This window comes from Salmonella sp. SSDFZ69, assembly GCF_004010755.1.
In the GTDB taxonomy this organism is placed as follows: Bacteria; Pseudomonadota; Gammaproteobacteria; order Enterobacterales; family Enterobacteriaceae; genus Salmonella; species Salmonella enterica.
Genome location: NZ_CP034831.1, coordinates 2,189,982 through 2,209,131 on the forward strand (window position 1 = coordinate 2,189,982; position 19,150 = coordinate 2,209,131).

At 50.5% G+C, this 19,150-nt stretch carries 17 protein-coding genes; 11 read left to right on the forward strand and 6 right to left on the reverse strand.

Annotated features, from left to right (window positions below; genetic code table 11):
• The first annotated feature begins 19 nt into the window (after nt 1-19).
• The 3 genes from EOS98_RS10890 to tyrR all read left to right on the forward strand — a co-directional run bounded on the left by EOS98_RS10890 (nt 20) and on the right by tyrR (nt 4,164).
• Entirely contained in the window at nt 20-1,417 is a 1,398-nt protein-coding gene (locus EOS98_RS10890) for a YcjX family protein (RefSeq protein ID WP_000825860.1), read from the forward strand.
• Nucleotides 1,414-2,475: a YcjF family protein gene (locus tag EOS98_RS10895; RefSeq protein ID WP_127821167.1), complete on the forward strand. Its 1,062-nt coding sequence runs from the start codon at nt 1,414-1,416 to the stop codon at nt 2,473-2,475. The genes EOS98_RS10890 and EOS98_RS10895 overlap by 4 nt, the downstream gene beginning before the upstream one ends.
• Nucleotides 2,476-2,622: 147 nt before the next feature.
• Nucleotides 2,623-4,164 carry a transcriptional regulator TyrR gene (gene tyrR, locus EOS98_RS10900; RefSeq protein ID WP_001235493.1) on the forward strand — a complete coding sequence of 514 codons (1,542 nt, stop codon included), beginning with the start codon at nt 2,623-2,625 and terminating at the stop codon, nt 4,162-4,164.
• Nucleotides 4,165-4,253: 89 nt separating this feature from the next.
• Here tyrR and tpx read toward each other — a convergent pair whose 3' ends face one another.
• Nucleotides 4,254-4,760, reverse strand: a complete 507-nt coding sequence (gene tpx / locus EOS98_RS10905) for a thiol peroxidase (RefSeq protein WP_000084401.1) — start codon at nt 4,758-4,760, stop codon at nt 4,254-4,256.
• Between the two features lie 115 nt (nt 4,761-4,875).
• On the opposite strand from tpx, the gene ycjG reads away from it, so the two are divergent.
• Entirely contained in the window at nt 4,876-5,841 is a 966-nt protein-coding gene (gene ycjG, locus EOS98_RS10910) for an L-Ala-D/L-Glu epimerase (protein ID WP_001258076.1), read from the forward strand.
• Here ycjG and mpaA read toward each other — a convergent pair.
• Nucleotides 5,816-6,544 carry a murein tripeptide amidase MpaA gene (gene mpaA, locus EOS98_RS10915; protein ID WP_000219125.1) on the reverse strand — a complete coding sequence of 243 codons (729 nt, stop codon included), beginning with the start codon at nt 6,542-6,544 and terminating at the stop codon, nt 5,816-5,818. The genes ycjG and mpaA overlap by 26 nt on opposite strands.
• Nucleotides 6,545-6,733: 189 nt before the next feature.
• Here mpaA and EOS98_RS10920 point away from each other — a divergent pair, with 189 nt between their 5' ends.
• Nucleotides 6,734-8,347 (forward strand): peptide ABC transporter substrate-binding protein, encoded by a 1,614-nt coding sequence (locus tag EOS98_RS10920; protein ID WP_001216553.1) that lies wholly within the window; start codon nt 6,734-6,736, stop codon nt 8,345-8,347.
• Nucleotides 8,348-8,443: 96 nt separating this feature from the next.
• Here EOS98_RS10920 and EOS98_RS10925 read toward each other — a convergent pair whose 3' ends face one another.
• Nucleotides 8,444-9,373, reverse strand: a complete 930-nt coding sequence (locus tag EOS98_RS10925) for an aromatic alcohol reductase (protein WP_126524046.1) — start codon at nt 9,371-9,373, stop codon at nt 8,444-8,446.
• A 118-nt stretch (nt 9,374-9,491) separates the two neighbouring features.
• Between EOS98_RS10925 and EOS98_RS10930 the strand changes: the two genes are divergently transcribed.
• Together EOS98_RS10930 and EOS98_RS10935 are read left to right on the forward strand one after the other, a co-directional pair.
• Nucleotides 9,492-10,397, forward strand: a complete 906-nt coding sequence (locus EOS98_RS10930) for a LysR family transcriptional regulator (protein WP_023201119.1) — start codon at nt 9,492-9,494, stop codon at nt 10,395-10,397.
• A 275-nt stretch (nt 10,398-10,672) separates the two neighbouring features.
• Complete coding sequence (locus EOS98_RS10935) at nt 10,673-11,542, forward strand: aldo/keto reductase (protein WP_000456780.1); 870 nt, start codon at nt 10,673-10,675, stop codon at nt 11,540-11,542.
• A gap of 90 nt (nt 11,543-11,632) precedes the next feature.
• Here the strand turns inward: EOS98_RS10935 and bdcA are convergent, their stop codons facing one another.
• Complete coding sequence (gene bdcA / locus EOS98_RS10940) at nt 11,633-12,346, reverse strand: SDR family oxidoreductase (protein WP_000979084.1); 714 nt, start codon at nt 12,344-12,346, stop codon at nt 11,633-11,635.
• Nucleotides 12,347-12,423: 77 nt separating this feature from the next.
• On the opposite strand from bdcA, the gene EOS98_RS10945 reads away from it, so the two are divergent.
• Together EOS98_RS10945 and EOS98_RS10950 are read left to right on the forward strand one after the other, a co-directional pair.
• Nucleotides 12,424-13,014, forward strand: a complete 591-nt coding sequence (locus tag EOS98_RS10945) for a TetR/AcrR family transcriptional regulator (RefSeq protein ID WP_076726649.1) — start codon at nt 12,424-12,426, stop codon at nt 13,012-13,014.
• Nucleotides 13,015-13,142: 128 nt separating this feature from the next.
• On the forward strand, nt 13,143-13,379 hold the full coding sequence (locus EOS98_RS10950) for a YgdI/YgdR family lipoprotein (RefSeq protein WP_001168016.1): 237 nt from the start codon (nt 13,143-13,145) through the stop codon (nt 13,377-13,379).
• Nucleotides 13,380-13,592: 213 nt separating this feature from the next.
• On the opposite strand, the gene EOS98_RS10955 is transcribed toward EOS98_RS10950, so the two are convergent.
• Together EOS98_RS10955 and EOS98_RS10960 are read right to left on the reverse strand one after the other, a co-directional pair.
• Nucleotides 13,593-14,702 (reverse strand): hypothetical protein, encoded by a 1,110-nt coding sequence (locus EOS98_RS10955; protein ID WP_024797904.1) that lies wholly within the window; start codon nt 14,700-14,702, stop codon nt 13,593-13,595.
• 390 nt (nt 14,703-15,092) lie between these two features.
• Nucleotides 15,093-15,950, reverse strand: coding sequence for a GyrI-like domain-containing protein (locus tag EOS98_RS10960; RefSeq protein WP_077248414.1), 858 nt, complete (start codon nt 15,948-15,950; stop codon nt 15,093-15,095).
• 296 nt (nt 15,951-16,246) lie between these two features.
• Between EOS98_RS10960 and zirU the strand changes: the two genes are divergently transcribed.
• Both zirU and zirT read left to right on the forward strand, forming a co-directional pair.
• Nucleotides 16,247-17,092, forward strand: a complete 846-nt coding sequence (zirU, locus tag EOS98_RS10965; RefSeq protein ID WP_023238241.1) for a two-partner-like secretion system exoprotein ZirU — start codon at nt 16,247-16,249, stop codon at nt 17,090-17,092.
• A gap of 74 nt (nt 17,093-17,166) precedes the next feature.
• Nucleotides 17,167-19,149 (forward strand): two-partner secretion translocator ZirT, encoded by a 1,983-nt coding sequence (gene zirT, locus EOS98_RS10970; protein ID WP_126524047.1) that lies wholly within the window; start codon nt 17,167-17,169, stop codon nt 19,147-19,149.
• Nucleotide 19,150: the final 1 nt, after the last annotated feature.

The following is a 19,150-nucleotide window of genomic DNA, read 5'->3' on the forward strand; positions in this document are numbered from 1 at the left end:
CAGGCTCAACAGGATGTCAATGAAGCGACTTAAAACTGAACTCAACGCGCTGGTCAATCGTGGGGTAGACAGGCATTTGCGTCTTGCCGTAACCGGGTTGAGCCGCAGCGGTAAAACAGCGTTTATCACGGCGATGGTTAACCAGTTGCTTAATGTCCACGCGGGCGCGCGCTTACCGTTGCTCAGCGCGGTACGCGAAGAACGCCTGCTTGGCGTAAAGCGCGTGCCTCAACGTGATTTTGGTATTCCCCGTTTTACCTACGATGAGGGGATACTTCAGCTTTATGGCAATCCTCCCGCATGGCCCACACCGACGCGCGGCGTCAGTGAGATTCGGCTGGCGTTGCGCTATCGCTCCAACGACTCGCTGCTGCGCCATTTTAAAGATACCTCGACATTGTATCTGGAGATTGTGGACTATCCAGGGGAATGGTTACTCGATCTGCCCATGCTGGCTCAGGATTATTTAAGCTGGTCCCGTCAGATGAACGGCTTGTTACAAGGGCAACGCGCTGAGTGGGCCGCAAAATGGCGGCAACTTTGCGACGGGCTCGATCCGCTGGCGCCCGCCGATGAAAACCGGCTGGCGGAGATTGCCGCCGCCTGGACGGATTATTTGCATCAGTGTAAATCGCAGGGATTGCATTTTATTCAGCCTGGACGGTTTGTTTTGCCGGGCGATATGGCGGGTGCGCCAGCGTTGCAGTTTTTCCCGTGGCCGGATGTGGACGCCTTCGGCGAGTCAAAACTGGCGCAGGCGGATAAACAGACCAACGCTGGAATGCTGCGCGAACGCTTTAACTACTATTGCGAAAAAGTGGTCAAAGGGTTCTATAAAAATCATTTTCTACGCTTTGATCGCCAGATTGTACTGGTCGACTGTCTGCAACCGCTTAATAGCGGGCCGCAGGCGTTTAATGATATGCGTCTCGCCTTAACGCAGTTGATGCAAAGTTTTCACTATGGCCAGCGAACTCTGTTTCGCCGTTTGTTTTCGCCGGTGATTGATAAATTGCTGTTCGCCGCGACGAAAGCCGACCATGTCACCCTCGACCAACATGCCAATATGGTGGCCTTGCTCCAGCAGCTTATTCAGGATGCCTGGCAAAATGCCGCGTTTGAAGGCATTAGTATGGATTGCCTGGGGCTGGCGTCGGTACAGGCGACCACCAGCGGCGTGATTGAGGTCAACGGTGAAAAAATCCCGGCTTTACGTGGAAACCGTTTGAGTGACGGCGCGCCGTTAACCGTGTACCCCGGCGAAGTGCCTTCGCGTTTGCCGGGACAAGCGTTTTGGGATAGTCAGGGTTTTCAGTTCGAAGCCTTTCGTCCGCAGGTGATGGATGTTGATAAACCGTTACCACATATTCGTCTGGACGCTGCGCTGGAGTTTTTAATAGGAGATAAGCTGCGATGAGCGAACCGTTAAAACCGCGTATTGATTTTGCAGAACCGCTAAAGGAGGAACCTACGTCGGCCTTCAAAGCGCAGCAAACTTTCAGCGAAGCGGAGTCGCGTACATTTGCGCCTGCAGCTATCGATGAGCGCCCGGAAGACGAAGGCGTGGCAGAAGCGGCGGTCGATGCCGCGCTGCGCCCCAAACGCAGCCTGTGGCGTAAAATGGTGATGGGAGGGCTGGCGCTGTTTGGCGCGAGCGTGGTCGGGCAAGGCGCACAGTGGACAATGAATGCCTGGCAAACTCAGGACTGGGTCGCTTTAGGCGGCTGTGCCGCAGGCGCGCTGATCGTTGGCGCTGGCGTGGGATCGGTGGTCACGGAGTGGCGGCGATTATGGCGCTTGCGCCAGCGGGCGCATGAACGCGATGAAGCGCGTGAACTGTTACATAGCCATAGCGTCGGGAAAGGTCGCGCATTTTGCGAAAAACTGGCGCAGCAGGCGGGGATTGATCAATCACATCCGGCATTACAACGTTGGTATGCCGCTATTCACGAAACGCAAAACGACAGGGAAATCGTCGGCTTGTATGCGCATCTGGTACAGCCGGTACTTGACGCGCAGGCGCGACGTGAGATTAGCCGTTTCGCCGCGGAATCGACTCTGATGATCGCCGTCAGTCCGTTAGCGTTGGTGGATATGGCGTTTATTGCCTGGCGTAATTTACGCCTGATTAACCGTATCGCAACGCTGTATGGCATTGAACTTGGTTATTACAGCCGCCTTCGTCTGTTCCGTCTGGTGTTGCTGAATATCGCGTTCGCGGGGGCCAGTGAGCTGGTGCGTGAAGTCGGTATGGACTGGATGTCTCAGGATCTGGCCGCACGCTTGTCCACGCGCGCGGCGCAGGGGATTGGCGCAGGCCTCCTTACCGCTCGACTGGGAATAAAAGCGATGGAGCTATGTCGACCATTGCCGTGGATCGACAACGATAAACCACGTCTCGGTGATTTTCGTCGTCAGCTTATCGGTCAGCTAAAAGAGACGCTGCAAAAGAGTAAGTCGTCGCCTGAGAAATGACCTTCCACAGGGCGCTGATTGCCTGGCTTTACGCCGCAGCGCCCGTTTTTCCGCCATGCTGTCAATATTTGTTGACAGAATCCTTCCTGCCAGCCGAATAGTGGCTTATCATCTATTTAATGGTTCATTATTCAGGTGAAGGTTCCCATGCGTCTGGAAGTCTTTTGTGAAGACCGACTTGGTCTGACCCGCGAATTACTTGATTTACTGGTGTTACGTAGCATTGATTTACGCGGAATCGAGATTGATCCCATTGGGCGAATTTATCTTAATTTTGCTGAGCTGGAATTCACCGACTTCAGCAGCCTGATGGCCGAAATCCGCCGTATTTCCGGCGTAACGGATGTCCGTACCGTTCCCTGGATGCCGTCCGAACGTGAACATCTGGCCCTGAGCGCGCTGCTTGAGGCGTTGCCGGAGCCGGTGCTCTCATTGGATATGAAGAGTAAAGTGGAGATGGCGAACCCGGCGAGTTGTCAGCTTTTTGCCCAGAGCCAGGAGCGAATGCGGCACCATACCGCCGCACAATTAATCAACGGCTTCAATTTTCAGCGCTGGCTGGACGGTAACCCGCAAAGCTCCCATAACGAACATGTCGTGATCAACGGGCAAAACTTCCTGATGGAGATTACGCCGGTACATTTACAAAACGAAAATGACGAATACGTGTTGACCGGGGCGGTCGTGATGTTGCGTTCCACGATTCGTATGGGACAGCAGCTACAGAATTTGTCCACGCAGGATCTGAGCGCGTTTAGTCAGATTATTGCCGTGAGCGCAAAGATGAAGCACGTCGTTGAGCAGGCGCGCAAACTGGCGATGCTCAGCGCGCCGCTGCTGATTACCGGCGATACGGGAACCGGCAAAGATCTTTTCGCCTATGCCTGTCACCAGGCAAGCCCTCGTTCAGCGAAGCCGTATCTGGCGCTCAACTGCGCTTCAATCCCGGAAGATGCGGTAGAAAGCGAACTATTTGGCCATGCGCCGGAAGGTAAAAAAGGCTTTTTTGAACAGGCGAATGGCGGCTCGGTGCTGCTGGATGAAATTGGCGAAATGTCACCGCGTATGCAGGCGAAGCTGCTACGTTTTCTCAATGATGGTACGTTCCGTCGCGTCGGCGAAGATCACGAAATTCATGTTGATGTCCGTGTTATCTGCGCCACGCAGAAAAATCTGGTGGAGCTGGTGCAAAAAGGACTGTTCCGCGAAGATCTCTATTATCGACTTAACGTTCTGACGCTTAATTTGCCGCCGTTGCGCGATTGTCCGCAGGATATTATGCCGTTGACCGAACTGTTCGTGGCGCGTTTTGCCGACGAACAGGGCGTTCCGCGACCGAAACTGTCTGCCGATCTGAGTACGGTCCTCACTCGTTACGGCTGGCCGGGTAACGTTCGCCAGCTTAAAAATGCGATTTACCGGGCGCTGACGCAACTGGAAGGGTATGAGCTGCGTCCGCAGGATATCCTGCTGCCTGACTACGATGCCGCGACGGTGGCAGTCGGCGAGGATGCGATGGAAGGCTCGCTGGATGACATTACCAGTCGTTTTGAACGTTCTGTCCTGACCCAGCTTTATCGTAGCTATCCGAGTACGCGTAAACTGGCGAAACGGTTGGGGGTATCGCATACCGCGATTGCCAATAAGCTGCGTGAATATGGTCTGAGCCAGAAGAAGGGTGAAGAGTAGAAAAAAAGAAGGCCTCCGGATAGAGGCCTTCTTGTGACAAAAGAGCACCGCCTGTAGCACTGACAAACATAGCGCCAGCAGTCGCTGGCTTATGCCTTCAGGACATTAAGCGCGGCGTCGTAATCCGGCTCGTGGGTGATTTCATCCACCAACTGGCTGAAAATAACGTTGTCGTTTTCGTCAAGCACGATAACTGCGCGCGCCGCCAAACCTTTCAGCGGGCCGTCAACGATTTCGACGCCGTAGTTTTTCAGAAACTCGTTATTACGCAGAGTGGAAAGTGTAATAACGTTGCTCAGGCCTTCCGCGCCGCAAAAACGCGACTGTGCAAAAGGCAGGTCAGCAGAAACGCACAATACGACGGTATTCTCCACTTCTGTGGCCAGTTGATTAAACTTACGAACTGATGCGGCGCATACGCCAGTATCAATGCTTGGGAAAATATTCAGCACTTTGCGTTTGCCTGCATATTGGCTGAGGGAAACGTCAGACAAATCTTTTGCGACAAGAGTAAAAGCCTGTGCTTTGCTACCAGCCTGCGGAATAACGTTGGCAACGGTGACCGGGTTACCCTGGAAATGTACAGTCTGTGACATAATTATGTTCCTATTTACTTATAGTTAACGTCGAAATCCAGTTTAAGTCATTATTCATTAACACGGCAAATACTATTTGTAGCAAGCCGCGTCCGGCGCTATCAGAGGGGAAGAGATGAGATCTGTTAAGGTATATGAGGAAACCTGGCCGTTACATACGCCTTTTGTTATTGCGCGTGGTAGCCGAAGCGAAGCGCATGTTGTCGTTGTCGAACTGGAAGAAGAGGGCGTAAAAGGCATCGGGGAATGTACGCCATATCCACGTTATGGTGAAAGTGATGCCTCGGTCATGGCGCAAATCATGAGTATTGTGCCTCAGTTGGAAAACGGGCTGACTCGCGAAGCATTGCAGAAACTGTTGCCGGCAGGCGCGGCGCGCAACGCGGTGGATAGTGCCTTATGGGATTTGCAGGCCCGCCAGCGGCAGCAAAGCCTTGCCGGGCTGCTCGGCGTGACGCTGTCCCCGGTTTTTACTACCGCGCAAACGGTAGTGATAGGCACGCCGGAACAGATGGCTGCCAGTGCGGCGGCACTATGGGAAAAAGGGGCGACGTTGCTGAAAATTAAACTCGATGCTCGTCTGATTAGCGAACGTATGGTGGCGATCCGCTCGGCGGTGCCGGAGGCGACGCTCATTGTGGACGCCAATGAATCGTGGCGTCCGGAGGGGCTGGCGGCGCGTTGCCAGTTACTGGCGGATCTGAATGTCGCGATGCTGGAGCAACCGCTGCCCGCGCAGGATGACGCCGCCCTGGAAAATTTTATTCATCCGTTGCCCATCTGTGCAGATGAGAGCTGCCATACTCGCAGTAGTCTGAAAGCCCTGACGGGGCGCTACGATATGATCAACATTAAGCTGGATAAAACCGGCGGTCTGACTGAGGCGCTGGCGCTGGCAACGGAGGCGCGGGAGCAAGGATTCGGCCTGATGCTGGGCTGTATGCTCTGTACATCAAGAGCGATTAGCGCCGCGCTGCCGCTTATGCCGCAGGTGAGCTTCGCCGATCTTGATGGCCCAACATGGCTGGCGGTTGATGTTGAGCCCGCGCTACGCTTTACGACGGGTCAACTCCATCTTTAGGATGCCAGCGGAGCAGATTCGACATCGCCAGCAAGTATTTTTCGCTGGCTTCATCGGCAGAAACAGGGGGAAACTCGGCGGTAATGCAGTGCAGGTTGAGGTCGGCGCACCAGCTGCCAAACGAACCGGGCGTTTCGTAACCTACGCTGGTCACCAGCGGCAACGCAAAAGCATCGGCCAGCCACTCGCCTAGCTCGCTGCGACGTGGATCTTCAATGCAGGCTAGCGGATCGTGAAAAGAGACGACCCAGGCGGGTTGGAGTCGATGAATTAACTGGCAAAGCGCCTGGGTTTCCGGTTCTGAGCCGGGATGGTCGCCGGTTAGCAGCACGACATCACGCTCTTGCGCGCGGCTATTCCAGCGATAAACTGTCTCACCCGCTTTCCAGTTGGCGGCGGGAAAGTTACGGTTTAGATCAATGCCATTCGCATTTGCCCTTAACCCCAGTTGACAGCCATCAGGATTAACGGCAAGTACGACATGATGACGGCGAAGGGACGGATTTAAGGTGCGTAACGCACAGGAGAGCGTCACCACGGATGAGGTTTCATCCCCGTGGGTGCCAGCCAGTATCAGGCCGCTTTCGCGATTGACGGCAGGCGCCGGAAACCAGATTAGCGGCGCGCCTAGTAGCGAACGTCCATAATGTTCAGTGCCTGGCGGAAATGCGCCGCGCTCGGCACGGGGGCGGGTGACAGTCATACGCGTTTCCCGAAGCTGAGACCAGTAGGGTAATCATCGTAGTGTTGTGTAAAACCCGCCGATTATCAAATGGTTTCTATTTACCCTCTTGTATGGCGCGATATCAACTTTCTGGCGGAAGATAATTGCATTTCTTTCTGCTGAAACAAATAATTACGTTGTCATTTAACTCATCTTTGAGGAACTTCTATGAGGCATTCTGTTTCAGTAACCTGTTGTGCGCTGTTGGTTAGCAGCTTTTCCCTGGCATATGCTGCGGATGTTCCCGGCGGAACGGTACTGGCAGAGAAACAAGAACTGGTGCGTCATATCAAAGATGAGCCCGCTTCGTTAGATCCAGCGAAAGCCGTTGGGCTGCCTGAAATTCAGGTGATCCGCGATCTGTTTGAAGGGCTGGTTAACCAGAACGAAAAGGGTGAAATTATCCCTGGCGTCGCCAGCCAGTGGAAGAGCAATGATAATCGTATCTGGACGTTTACGTTGCGGGATGATGCGCAATGGGCCGATGGAACGCCGGTGACCGCCCAGGATTTTGTCTATAGCTGGCAACGCCTCGTTGATCCCAAAACGCTTTCCCCCTTCGCCTGGTTTGCCGCTCTGGCTGGCATCACTAATGCGCAAGCCATTATCGACGGTAAAGTCACGCCGGATCAGCTTGGCGTCAGTGCCGTGGACGCGCACACTTTGCGTGTTCAGCTTGACAAGCCGTTGCCCTGGTTTGCCAGTCTGACCGCCAGTTTTGCCTTTTATCCGGTCCAAAAAGCGAATGTTGAAAGCGGCAAAGACTGGATGAAGCCGGGAAAACTGATTGGCAATGGCGCGTATGTTCTTAAAGAGCGCGTGGTAAATGAAAAACTGGTGGTCGTGCCTAATACGCATTACTGGGATAACGCGAAAACGGTACTGCAAAAAGTGACATTTTTACCCATTAACCAGGAGTCGGCTGCGACGAAACGTTATCTTGCCGGTGATATTGATATCACCGAATCTTTCCCTAAAAATATGTACCAGAAATTATTGAAGGATATTCCAGGGCAAGTTTATACGCCGCCGCAATTAGGGACTTATTATTATGCGTTTAATACGCAGAAAGGGCCGACGGCGGATTCCCGCGTTCGTCTGGCGCTAAGTATGACCATTGATCGCCGTTTGATGGCGGAAAAAGTCTTAGGTACCGGTGAAAAACCGGCCTGGCATTTTACACCGGATGTCACGGCAGGATTTAAGCCCGATCCTTCACCGTTTGAACAAATGAGTCAGGAAGAACTTAACGCCCAGGCGAAAACATTGCTGCGTGCAGCAGGCTACGGATCGCAGAAGCCGCTTAAATTAACTCTGCTTTACAATACCTCAGAAAACCATCAGAAAATCGCGATTGCGGTGGCGTCAATGTGGAAGAAAAATCTGGGGGTGGATGTTAAATTGCAAAACCAGGAGTGGAAAACGTATATCGACAGCCGTAATACCGGTAATTTTGATGTTATTCGCGCCTCCTGGGTGGGTGATTACAACGAACCGTCGACTTTCTTATCCTTATTAACGTCCACGCATACGGGGAATATTTCACGCTTTACTAATCCGACTTATGACAAAATCCTGACGCAAGCGACGATGGAAAATACCGCCGAAGCGCGTAACGCGGATTACAATGCAGCGGAGAAAATTTTAACGGAACAAGCGCCTATAGCGCCTATTTATCAGTATACCAATGGCCGGTTAATTAAACCGTGGGTAAAGGGATACCCCATTACTAACCCGGAAGATGTGGCCTATAGCCGTACAATGTATATCGTGAAGCACTGATGCGTACTGGTTTCTTGTTAACTCAAGGTAGCCACGCCCGCCGCCTGATGCTGGCAGAAGGCATGGGGATTAAGCGAGCGCCTGATGCCGCCGTTCTCATTGCTGTGTTTTCAGCCAGGCGGCAATATCCTGTGTCGGCAGATGATGTTGTGCATTCCAGGTGTCACTCATCGGCCACCACATACCGTCACCACGCGCGAAGGCGACGCGATAGCGCAGCATTGGGTCATGCGGATGTAAACGGAGTTGCTCCTGTAAGTCAGGTAGCGTCAATACGCCTCGGGTAAAAGTTTGCTGCGTCACGCGTTCGACCGTTTCCGCCAGTTTTGCATAAGAGGTCGTTTCCCCCGCGACAAAGACGACTTCGTTAGTGATACGCGTCTGATGCAGATAAATTTCAGTGGTCAGGCGACCAATATCCGCAGGCGACGTGACGGTGACCTGCCTTTCCCATCCGCCGAGGGCATTGATGGTTTTTTGGTCTAAGTTGACCACATCAAAGGCCGGTTCGAAGAGAAAAGAGGTAAATAAACCTGTTGAAACAATCACCCACTCTGTGACGTTTTGCTCGCGCAAAAGCGTCCTGACGTCATACTGTTCGTCCCACACCGGCTGGCCGCTGCCTTTGCCGACCACATCGTAATTCACGCCAAACTGCCAGGGGAAATAGCGCTTAACGCCCGCCTCCAGTACCGCGCGGGTGATTTTTATCTGGGTACCCGCACCGGCGACAAACCCCATACAATTGATGATCGTATCAAAACCGTGGAATTGATCTTTTAACGCTGCAACCGAACTGTCTGCGATGTCGACCGGGATAAACCGCGCACCGGCATCCGCCAGTTGTTGATGAATGCTGGAACGTCGTTTGCTCTGTTTATCCCTGGATCGCCCTGACACAATAACGCAAACGGAACCATTACGCTGTGTGACCGCCGGAACCAACGACGCCAGCACTGACGCCCCCAGTTGTCCCGCGCCCAGCACCAATACTTTTTCACCCACCTGATTATTGGATTGTTTCATTTGCACCTCTCTGTGTTGATTCACCTGTAGATAGAGATTACGTCAGGGATCTGCGTTCGATAAGACGCCGAAGACGGGTTAGACTGTTCTGATAAATGGGATAATTGGCGGGGGGAAAATGGACAAGCTGGAAGCGATGCAGGTCTATGTTTGCGTAGTGGATACCCATAGTTTTATCAGAGCCGCCGAAGTGCTGGGCGTGCCGCGCTCAACGGTATCGCGAGTGGTTAAAGAACTCGAATCCTGGCTTAAGATTCAACTTTTGCAACGTACAACCCGCAAACTTAGCGTGACCGCAGAGGGGCGGCGTTACTACGAAGAGTGCAAAAGAGTGCTGGCAGATATCGCGGCCATGGAGTCGTCATTTCCCGGCCGGGCGGCACAACCCAAAGGGCGTTTTAAAGTGGGGATGCCGCAATCTCTCGCCCGACATTGCATTATTCCCACGCTCCCGGCCTTTTTGCGCCAGTATCCGGAGCTGGAGCTGATACTTTGTTCCAGCGATAGCGTGGAGGATATTATCCTTCAAGGGTATGACTGCGTGATTCGGGCCGGCAGGATCGATGATTCCACCACGCTGGTTGCCCGTCCACTTGCCAGCTTTAACTGGGTGATAGCAGCATCGCCCACTTACATTGAGCGTTACGGTAGCCCTGAAAATTTAGATGATCTGCAAAAGCACCATGCGGTCGGCTACCTGAACCACCGCACCGGGCGTACCACCGACTGGTTTTTTACGCGTGAAGGGAAGGATTACGCGATGCGGGTGCAGGAGACGCTGGTTGTCGATGATACGGACGCTTATATTCAGGCCGGAATACAGGGACTGGGGTTAATTCGCGTCGCCAGCTATCTGGTTGCGCCGTATCTGCACAGCGGGGCGCTGGTGACCTGCATGGACAACCATTCTTACGATTTGCCGCTTGCGCTGGTCTATCCGCAAAACAGGTTTCTGCCGCCTGCGGTACGCGCTTTTTATGACTGGTGCAAAACGGCGCTGAGCCAGCCGGCGCCTCTTCGCTAAAAATATTATTCCGGATATCGCATTGCCTGTTCAGAAAACTTTTTCACAGACGGTCAAAATGACGGTACTGGTTTTTGACGCATAAGTAAAAGGCATTATCAAACAGGTGCTACACGGCGAGGATATAGCAAGCACTGAACGTTTGGATGCAATAAAAAATCTGTACAACTGTTATTAATGAACTTTTTGTATAAATATAATCGGATTTAACAATACTCATTGTACCTGTCTTTTGCTCTTATCATGGCGTCTTTGCGACGAAAGGGTGCTTTAGCGTGGAATATTCAATATTAAGTAACAACCTTAAAATGCCTATGGTAGGTTTTGGCGTTTTTAAGGTAACCGACAAAGAAGAATGTCAGCAGTCAGTGTTAAGCGCTATTCGCAGCGGTTATCGTCTTATCGATACCGCTGCGGTATACGGCAATGAAGATGCCGTTGGTGACGCTGTTCGTAAAGCCATCGCGACAGGTCTGTGTACCCGTGAGGAGTTATTTATTACTTCTAAACTGTGGGTGCAAGATATGGCTAACTACGATCTGGCCAAAGCAGGTATTGAAGCGTCGCTGAAAAAATCCGGGTTAGATTATTTTGATCTCTATTTATTGCATCAGGCAATGGGCGATTATTTTAGTGCGTGGCGCGCGCTGGAAGACGCTTATGAAGCCGGTAAACTAAAAGCCATTGGCGTGTCCAACTTCTATGCGCATGTGTTAGCCAACTTCTGTGAAACCGTCAGAATTACGCCAATGGTAAACCAGGTCGAATTGCATCCATACTTTGCACAACCCGCCGCGCTGGAAACCATGAAGCATTATAACGTTCAGCCTGAAGCGTGGGCGCCGTTAGGCGGCGGGAGACATAAACCGTATGAAAATGTCATGCTTCAAAGGATTGCCGATGCCCATCAAAAAACCATCGCGCAAGTTGTCCTGCGTTGGAACGTGCAGCGTGGCGTCACGGTTATTCCTAAATCCACTCGACAGGAACGTATTGAAGAGAACTTTGCCATCTGGGATTTCTCACTAACGGATAACGAAATGGCTCAAATCAACGCCCTTGATTTAGGCTACGTTGGCGAAGCGGTGAAGCATTTTAATCCTGAATTTGTTCGCGGTTGTCTTGGCGTTAAAATCCACGATTGATCCCGGCGCTTGCGGATGTTTTCTCGCATGAACAGCTTCTAACACGGTTGCCGGAGCGTAGACGGCAACCGTGTGATATTCGCCTGGCCGTCAGGCGCCGAAGGCACCATCGATGGTGTGCATCGCGCCGGTGACGAAAGAAGCTTCCGGACCGGCAAGCCATGCCACCATTCCAGCCACTTCTTCAGGTCTTCCGTGTCGTTTGATTGCCATGAAACTGTGCATCAGCTCTTTCATGGGGCCATCTTCCGGATTGATGTCGGTATCAATGGGGCCTGGCTGCACCACATTTATCGTAATCCCGCGGGGGCCAAAATCACGGGCCAGGCCGCGCGCCAGCCCTTGCAGGGCTGATTTACTGGCAGCGTACGCGGCCATTCCCGGTACGGGCATCCGATCGCCATTCACGGAACCGATAATAATAATGCGTCCACCTTCCGGCATATTGCGGGCTGCTTCGACTGACGCATGGTAAGGCGCATGGATATTAATACGGAACAAACGATCTATCGCATCGCTATCTTGTTCCAGCGCATCGCCGAAGAGAGCCACGCCCGCATTGACGACCAGAATATCCAGTGGTCCGTACTCACGCACGAGGCTGATGACGGCATCCCGATCGGCGCTATCCGTCTGGATGGCGGTGCTTCCGGTTTCCGCTGCCAGTTTTTCGGCGGCTTCACGCGATCCGGCGTAGCTGAAAACGACCGATGCGCCGTCAGCGCTAAAGCGTCGTACAATAGCCGCGCCGATACCACGACTTCCCCCTAAAACCAGTACAGATTTGTTGCGAAATAGCATCATCAGGATGTCCTTTATGATATTGTAGTAGCCACTACAATATGCGTAATGAAATCATGCCGTCAAGGAGTTATGTAGTAATGACTACAAAACATAGCCGAACGCCGGGTCGCCCTCGCCAGTTCGATCCGGAGCAAGCCATTGAAACCGCTCAACACTTATTTCATTCGCGCGGATACGACGCGGTGAGCGTAGCGGATCTGACAAAAGCGTTCGGGATCAATCCTCCCAGTTTCTATGCGGCGTTTGGCAGCAAGCTGGGGCTGTATACTCGCGTATTAAAGCGTTACAGGATGACCGACGCGATTCCGCTCGGGGCGCTTCTGCGTCACGATCGCCCGACCGCGAAGTGTCTTATCGATGTGCTGGTGGAAGCGGCAAGACGTTACGCTGCCGATCCTGATGCCACCGGATGTCTGGTTCTGGAGGGCGCTCATTGTAACGATAAACCGGCACGAGAGGCCGCCTGCGAGTTTTACATCGCTGCTGAAAACCTGATTCGCACTTATGTCGCCATGCGGTATCCGCAAGAGGCTGACCGGACGACGGACTTTATGGGGACGCTAATGGCGGGGCTTTCCGCCAAGGCGCGAGCGGGGTATAGCCTGGAGCGTCTTCAGGAGAGCGTGCTTCTGGCTGGGGATGTGCTGGAGCGATTACTGCCGGATTAACGCAGCGCATCAAAAAACCTGAGCCAGTCAGATACGGACAAACAGGGAGCAATAGCCCTAATCATCCATCTTGCCGTTGCGGTATTCGGTAAAGTACATCAAAAATAGAGGTGTCAGGGAAACAAGAAATGCAAAAGTGTAGTCTTATTACGGTACTTAGCTTATCAGTGTTGATGCTAGCCGGATGTACAACGACCTATACCATGACGACCCGGACGGGAGAGATTATTGAAACGCAGGGTAAGCCGGAGGTTGACACCGCAACCGGAATGACGAAATACGCTGATGCTTATGGTTATCATCGCGTTATTAAAACCAGTGAAATAGTGCAGACGACAGAAGGCGCATCGAAGCTGGACTGGTAATGCGCTAAAGCAGTTGGGAGGCCGTGTCCAGTATGGGTACCGGACGGTTTCTGGGCCTGAATTGAATAGAGCGCCTGTATAGCCGAATTCCGGGTATCGGCTTGATTTGTGTTGTCAGTTATTTGGTTGTTCCCTGTATAGTGAAGATAAACAGTACTCATGGCTAACGGTCTGTTTTGGATTGCTAACTATCCCGGATTCTGCGCGTTTTATTTAGTCACAACCGTGGTTAAGAATATTTTGGGTCAGACTTACACGCCGGGTATTAAGATAATCCGTCGCATAGAGAGCTTGATCGGCATCATTCGGTTCAAGAAGAAACGGCGTGACTTTAGGTATGAGATCAGCAAACAGGTTATATTGATCCACAGAGGCAAAATGCTGGGTAGCGCTGGCCCAGGGCATTCGCATCAGCTCTGCGTAAGAGGGGGATAGTTGAACAGGCAAATCAAATTCTTTCAGATTAGCAAGCATCTCCTTACTCATATAAAATGTGACCCTGTTTCGCGAAAAGGTGTTAAGCACTGCCTTCAGTCGTTTAACTTTTGCTTCTTTACTCATGCTATTATCGAAAAAACGTGGTGAAAGCATAATAGCAATCGATGCATTTGATGAAATAACATTATGTAGTGGTTTCAGGGCTACAACAATCTGATCGTTTGTGAAGATACGCTGCGTACCAGAAGAGGTAGTATAGTTTCCACCCAGCCAGATCACATAATCCGTTGTTTTGAGGGGAAGCGCTTTTTCCGGTATATTACCCCTGTCAGGTGCCACTGTTTCAATTGCTAGTGAGTCTTGTCCCCAGACATTATTTACTTTAGAACTCAAAAAATTATATTCTGAAATGTTCCTTAGTTTTAGTAGAGTTATCTGCGAGCGGGTAAAAAAGAGATTGAATCTCACTTTGTTCTGCAATTGCCGAAGTAATCTGAGCGTGTTCTGATCGATCAGATGAGTATAAAGACCAACCGTTTTTCCGGAAAGTATTGCTGAGGCATTGTTCGCAAGAAGCATCTCTTTTATAGCTCCTTGCCCAATAATTAGTACGCAACGGTATTTTTCTGGTCTGATTTTATCTATGGGGATATCGGTAAGATTGACCAGGTCAGGAGTGCCATGCCGCCAATTATCATGAATGACTGTGGCTCCGGAGGCGTCTCCTCCGGCTCCCCTGGTGATAATAAGAGGAGGGTGGGTACTGGCATGTGCTATATACGAAAAACACGCTACCATTGCTAGCGTTGTGTTTCTGATGGTTGTATACATATCGTCTGCCCTGATTTCGAAAATATGAATAATGTCTCCTCTTATAATGTACATCAAAAAGAGAGCATTTTAATTAAACGTTATCTCAACGAGATAAAAGGTTAGCACAGTAAAATATAGAGAGAATGTAATCATGCCAACATTGTAAATGTGGGAGCATGAAGGCCCCGCAAGCCGCCCGGCCAGCATACTCCCATTAATAGTTAAAGTATGGACTTTGCTTTTACCGTAAACTGTAGCCAATATTACCTGATCACTACACCGTACAGTACTGTCAGTAATCTGTCTCCGGTGTCGCGTGCACGCAATTTATTTTTTTCAATTCTTTCAAAACGTTAACTATATTAATAGTCACTTATTTTACCAGAATCAATACTGAGAGTTTTATTACCGTTCTGAAAAGAGAAGACTTTTCAGATGAAATGCGTGGATGGTACGAAGTCATTACAGTACAGGGATGTAATAATAAAGATCGACAATGGATTCATTATTCTGTTGCTTTTGGACGGATGCCAAATGGAAGTATTCAATATCTTCTCCTTCTCTCCTGATAAGATTCAGTTTTGGCAATATACACATATATATTGTATTGGAAAATTGTTGATATTGTTCCTTATGACCAACGAAATGGAATTTTGCATATTTACCACATTTTATTACCCTCGACATGGGGATTTTGCCTCCATCGACGGAATTATGTTCCATACCAAAAAAACTGCTTACGGCGATGACCTGGTCTTTGGTATTATCCGGCTTAAAAGACGAGAGACAATACACATTTTCGCCCCACGTTCTGAGCGTCTCATGAATGATTTTCCATTTTATAGGCGACGCTTTTTTAGGAAGGTCATTTGTTGCGATCTGATGAGATGTTTGAAATCCGAAAATTTCTTTTGACGTAAGCTGACAAATTTCGAACTGATAATGCTCATCACAGTCAAGCCAGTAGGGAGGCCGTAGGTTTCTGAGATCCCAGAAATCAGCCTTGCGATAGTTATTGGGATTGACGCCAAATGTTTTTTTGAACTCTCGACTATAGGACTGCACTGAATCAAACCCCATTCTGAACGCGATATCTGTGACCGACTGAGAGGTCAGCTTTAGCAGAGTGGCGCTTCTGCTCAACTTGCGTTGTCTGATATATTTTCCGATAGAGACGCCACACTTTTCTTTAAAAAAATCCTGCAAACTCCTTCGCGAATAACCTGTTATAACAACCAACTTTTCAATATCAATCCTTTCTTCAAGATTTTTTTCTATTTGCTCTAATACTGAGACTATTATGGCTCTTTTCATCATCATTCCTCTTTGTTGAAGCCGAAAATATAAACATTTAAGGTGTTTGACATACTGTGTTATTAAACCAGTGGGGGGTTGTTAGCTTTTCTGGCAAAACAAGAAAGATTTAAATTGCTTGACGTTTCTGAATAAACTTTACACTTGGAGATCGGCTTTTGCCAGTAAAGCTAAGTAATTAGCATGGCGAAGGGCATAATTTCACAGGCGGTTAAAATGATTGAATAATCCTGAATTTTTAGCCCGTGAGATTATAAATCTCATAATTATTTCTAATGATTTAATAAAAGGGATGAATTGTTTTGTACTTCAAAAAATCTTTATTAGCTTTAGCGATTTGTGCATCCGTGGTCTCAGTAGAGGCGGTGGCGAATATCAGAGCCAATGATATGGCTTCTTCTGCTACGCCTGCTTCTGTTGGTCACCGTCCTGTGGCAACTACTAATGCAAAAAAGATAGAAGTGTCTGGGGAACTGACGACCGGTTCAACCCTCCAGATAGCGGATGTTTTTATTGAGGATGAGGATGGGGATCCCTTATCGCTGGATAAAATGAATAATGCCGACGATATTAAATGGTATCTGGTGGATAATGAGGCCGCCGATCCTTCTGGAACCCCGGCGGCAACCGGGACGGCTTTTACCATTCCTGCTGATGCAGGCGGTAAAAAAATTAAAATCGTTTACCGGATTAAGACGGCAACGGGGACGCCGGATAGTGCATTCTTGCCTGCCACTGTCTTATTAACTTCTGCATCTTCTGGGGTGAGCGGCGACTCCGCCGCAGACGGTACAATTTCTAATAAGCTACGTTCTGTCACTATCAATGTGGTGAATGAAAGTGGTAAACCGACTGATGAACTCAACGGTACCAATGACGCCAACACTCCAGTGGTAGGCGGCACCCTTGAAGCGGTACTGGAATGTGCCGCCACAGCGGCGGCTGAGTGCGAGGTCAGTAATTATAACTTTACCTGGCAGATGGCGGATGCCGGGACACCAGATAAGTTCACCGATCTGAATAATACCAACGCTGAAAAGCATAAATATATTATTAAGGGAACTGAGCAGAATAAACTGTTCCGTGTCCACGTTACGCCTAAAACGACGAAAGCCACGCCGGAGAATAAACGCGCTATCCGTCGCTGATGGTTATCGCCAAATAAACATCTTATTTAAATACTCCCTCTGCCAGGCAGGGGGATATAGCAGGAGACAATAAAGTGGTTTTTTCTAAAAAACCCATTACTAAATATATAACCTGGGCCATTGTTACCAGTCAGATTCCACTGCCGGTCATTGCTGATAGCGATAATGAAATTCAGTCGTGGATTGCGGGGACGGCATCGTCTATTTCTCCGCATCTGCAGGAGGGGACGCTGGAGGATTATGCCAAAGGAAAAATAAAGGCATTACCAGGGCAAGCCGCTAATCATCTGGTGAACGAGGGGATGAAGAGCGCTTTTCCGGAGATTATTTTCCGTGGTGGCGTCAATCTTGAAGATGGCGCGAAATATCGCTCATCAGAGTTCGATATGTTTATTCCCGTCGAGGAAACAACATCGTCTTTACTCTTTGGCCAGCTTGGCTTTCGCGACCACGACAGCAGCAGTTTCGATGGCCGCACCTATGTTAACGTTGGTATGGGTTACCGCCAGGAGGTCAATGGATGGCTGCTCGGCGTCAATACGTTTCTGGATGCCGACATCCGTTATTCCCACTTACGTGGCGGCATTGGCGGGGAAGTCTATAAAGACAGTCTGGCCTTTTCCGGCAACTATTATTTCCCTCTCACCGGCTGGAAAACGTCAGCAGCGCATGAGTTACATGATGAGCGTCCGGCATATGGCTTTGATCTGCGAACAAAAGGCACGCTTCCCGATTTTCCCTGGTTCAGTGGCGAGCTGACATATGAACAGTATTACGGGGATAAAGTTGATCTATTGGGTAACGGTACATTAAGCCGGAATCCCCGCGCCGCAGGTGCGGCTCTGGTCTGGAATCCTGTCCCCTTACTTGAGGTCAGAGCAGGATATCGGGACGCCGGTAATGGCGGATCGCAGGCGGAGGGCGGTCTGAGAGTCAACTATTCCTTCGGTACGCCGTTACATGAACAGCTTGATTACCGCAACGTTGGGGCGCCGTCGAATACGACTAATCGACGTGCCTTTGTCGATCGTAATTACGATATCGTCATGGCGTATCGGGAGCAGGCCAGTAAAATCCGCATTACGGCAATGCCGGTGTCAGGCCTGTCCGGGACGCTGGTGACATTAATGGCGACGGTAGATAGCCGTTACCCGATTGAGAAAGTTGAGTGGTCGGGTGATGCGGAGCTTCTCGCCGGACTCCAGCTTCAGGGGAGTCTGGGCAGCGGCCTTATCCTTCCACAACTTCCGCTGACGGCGACCGACGGTCAGGAGTATAGCCTTTATTTAACGGTGACTGACAGCCGGGGTACTCGTGTGACCTCCGAGCGTATCCCGGTAAGGGTGACACAGGATGAGACCAGTTTCCGTTCATGGATAAATGTTATCAATGACGATGTTCAGGTTGAGGACGGCAACTTTGTTATCAGTACGCCGCTTCCTGCCGGCGAAGAGGGGAAGGTTATTGAGTGGCACTACGTGCGCGAGCGCTCTGAAGAGGAGTGGGCGTCGCTCAAACCACGTAATATTAAGTATCAATCAGATACGCCGGGTCTGGCATTTAAAGCGCTCGGTGGCACAGAGCGTGACGGCCATTGGGTTGAACGGGTTCTGGTGACCCATATCGGCGATGATGCTCGCCCGCTCAAATTACATATTGAAGCAAGCGGACCAGACGATAAACATCCGGTGAAGGGGACCGTACTGCTGCAAGCGCAGTCAGACAGCATTGCGCAGAAGGTCACTTCTGTGGAGGTGCTTTTTACGCCGGGTACTGAAGAAGCCAACGGAAGCGTTACTGCGCCAGTCGTCGGAACAGAAATGCGAGCCAGAACGCTTTGTGTAAATAACACGGACTGTACTGATGCGTTTAATTATCAGTGGGAAATCTCGGATGAAATGAAATCCTGGCAATCCGTACCGGGGGCGACAAAAGCCACCTGGCTTCTTCCTTATAGTCTTAATGGGGAATCGCTTCAGAATAAATATATCCGGGTCAGAATTATTTCTGATAAGGAAAATGCTAAGGGTAATACCGCAACCTCTGATGCGAATTAAT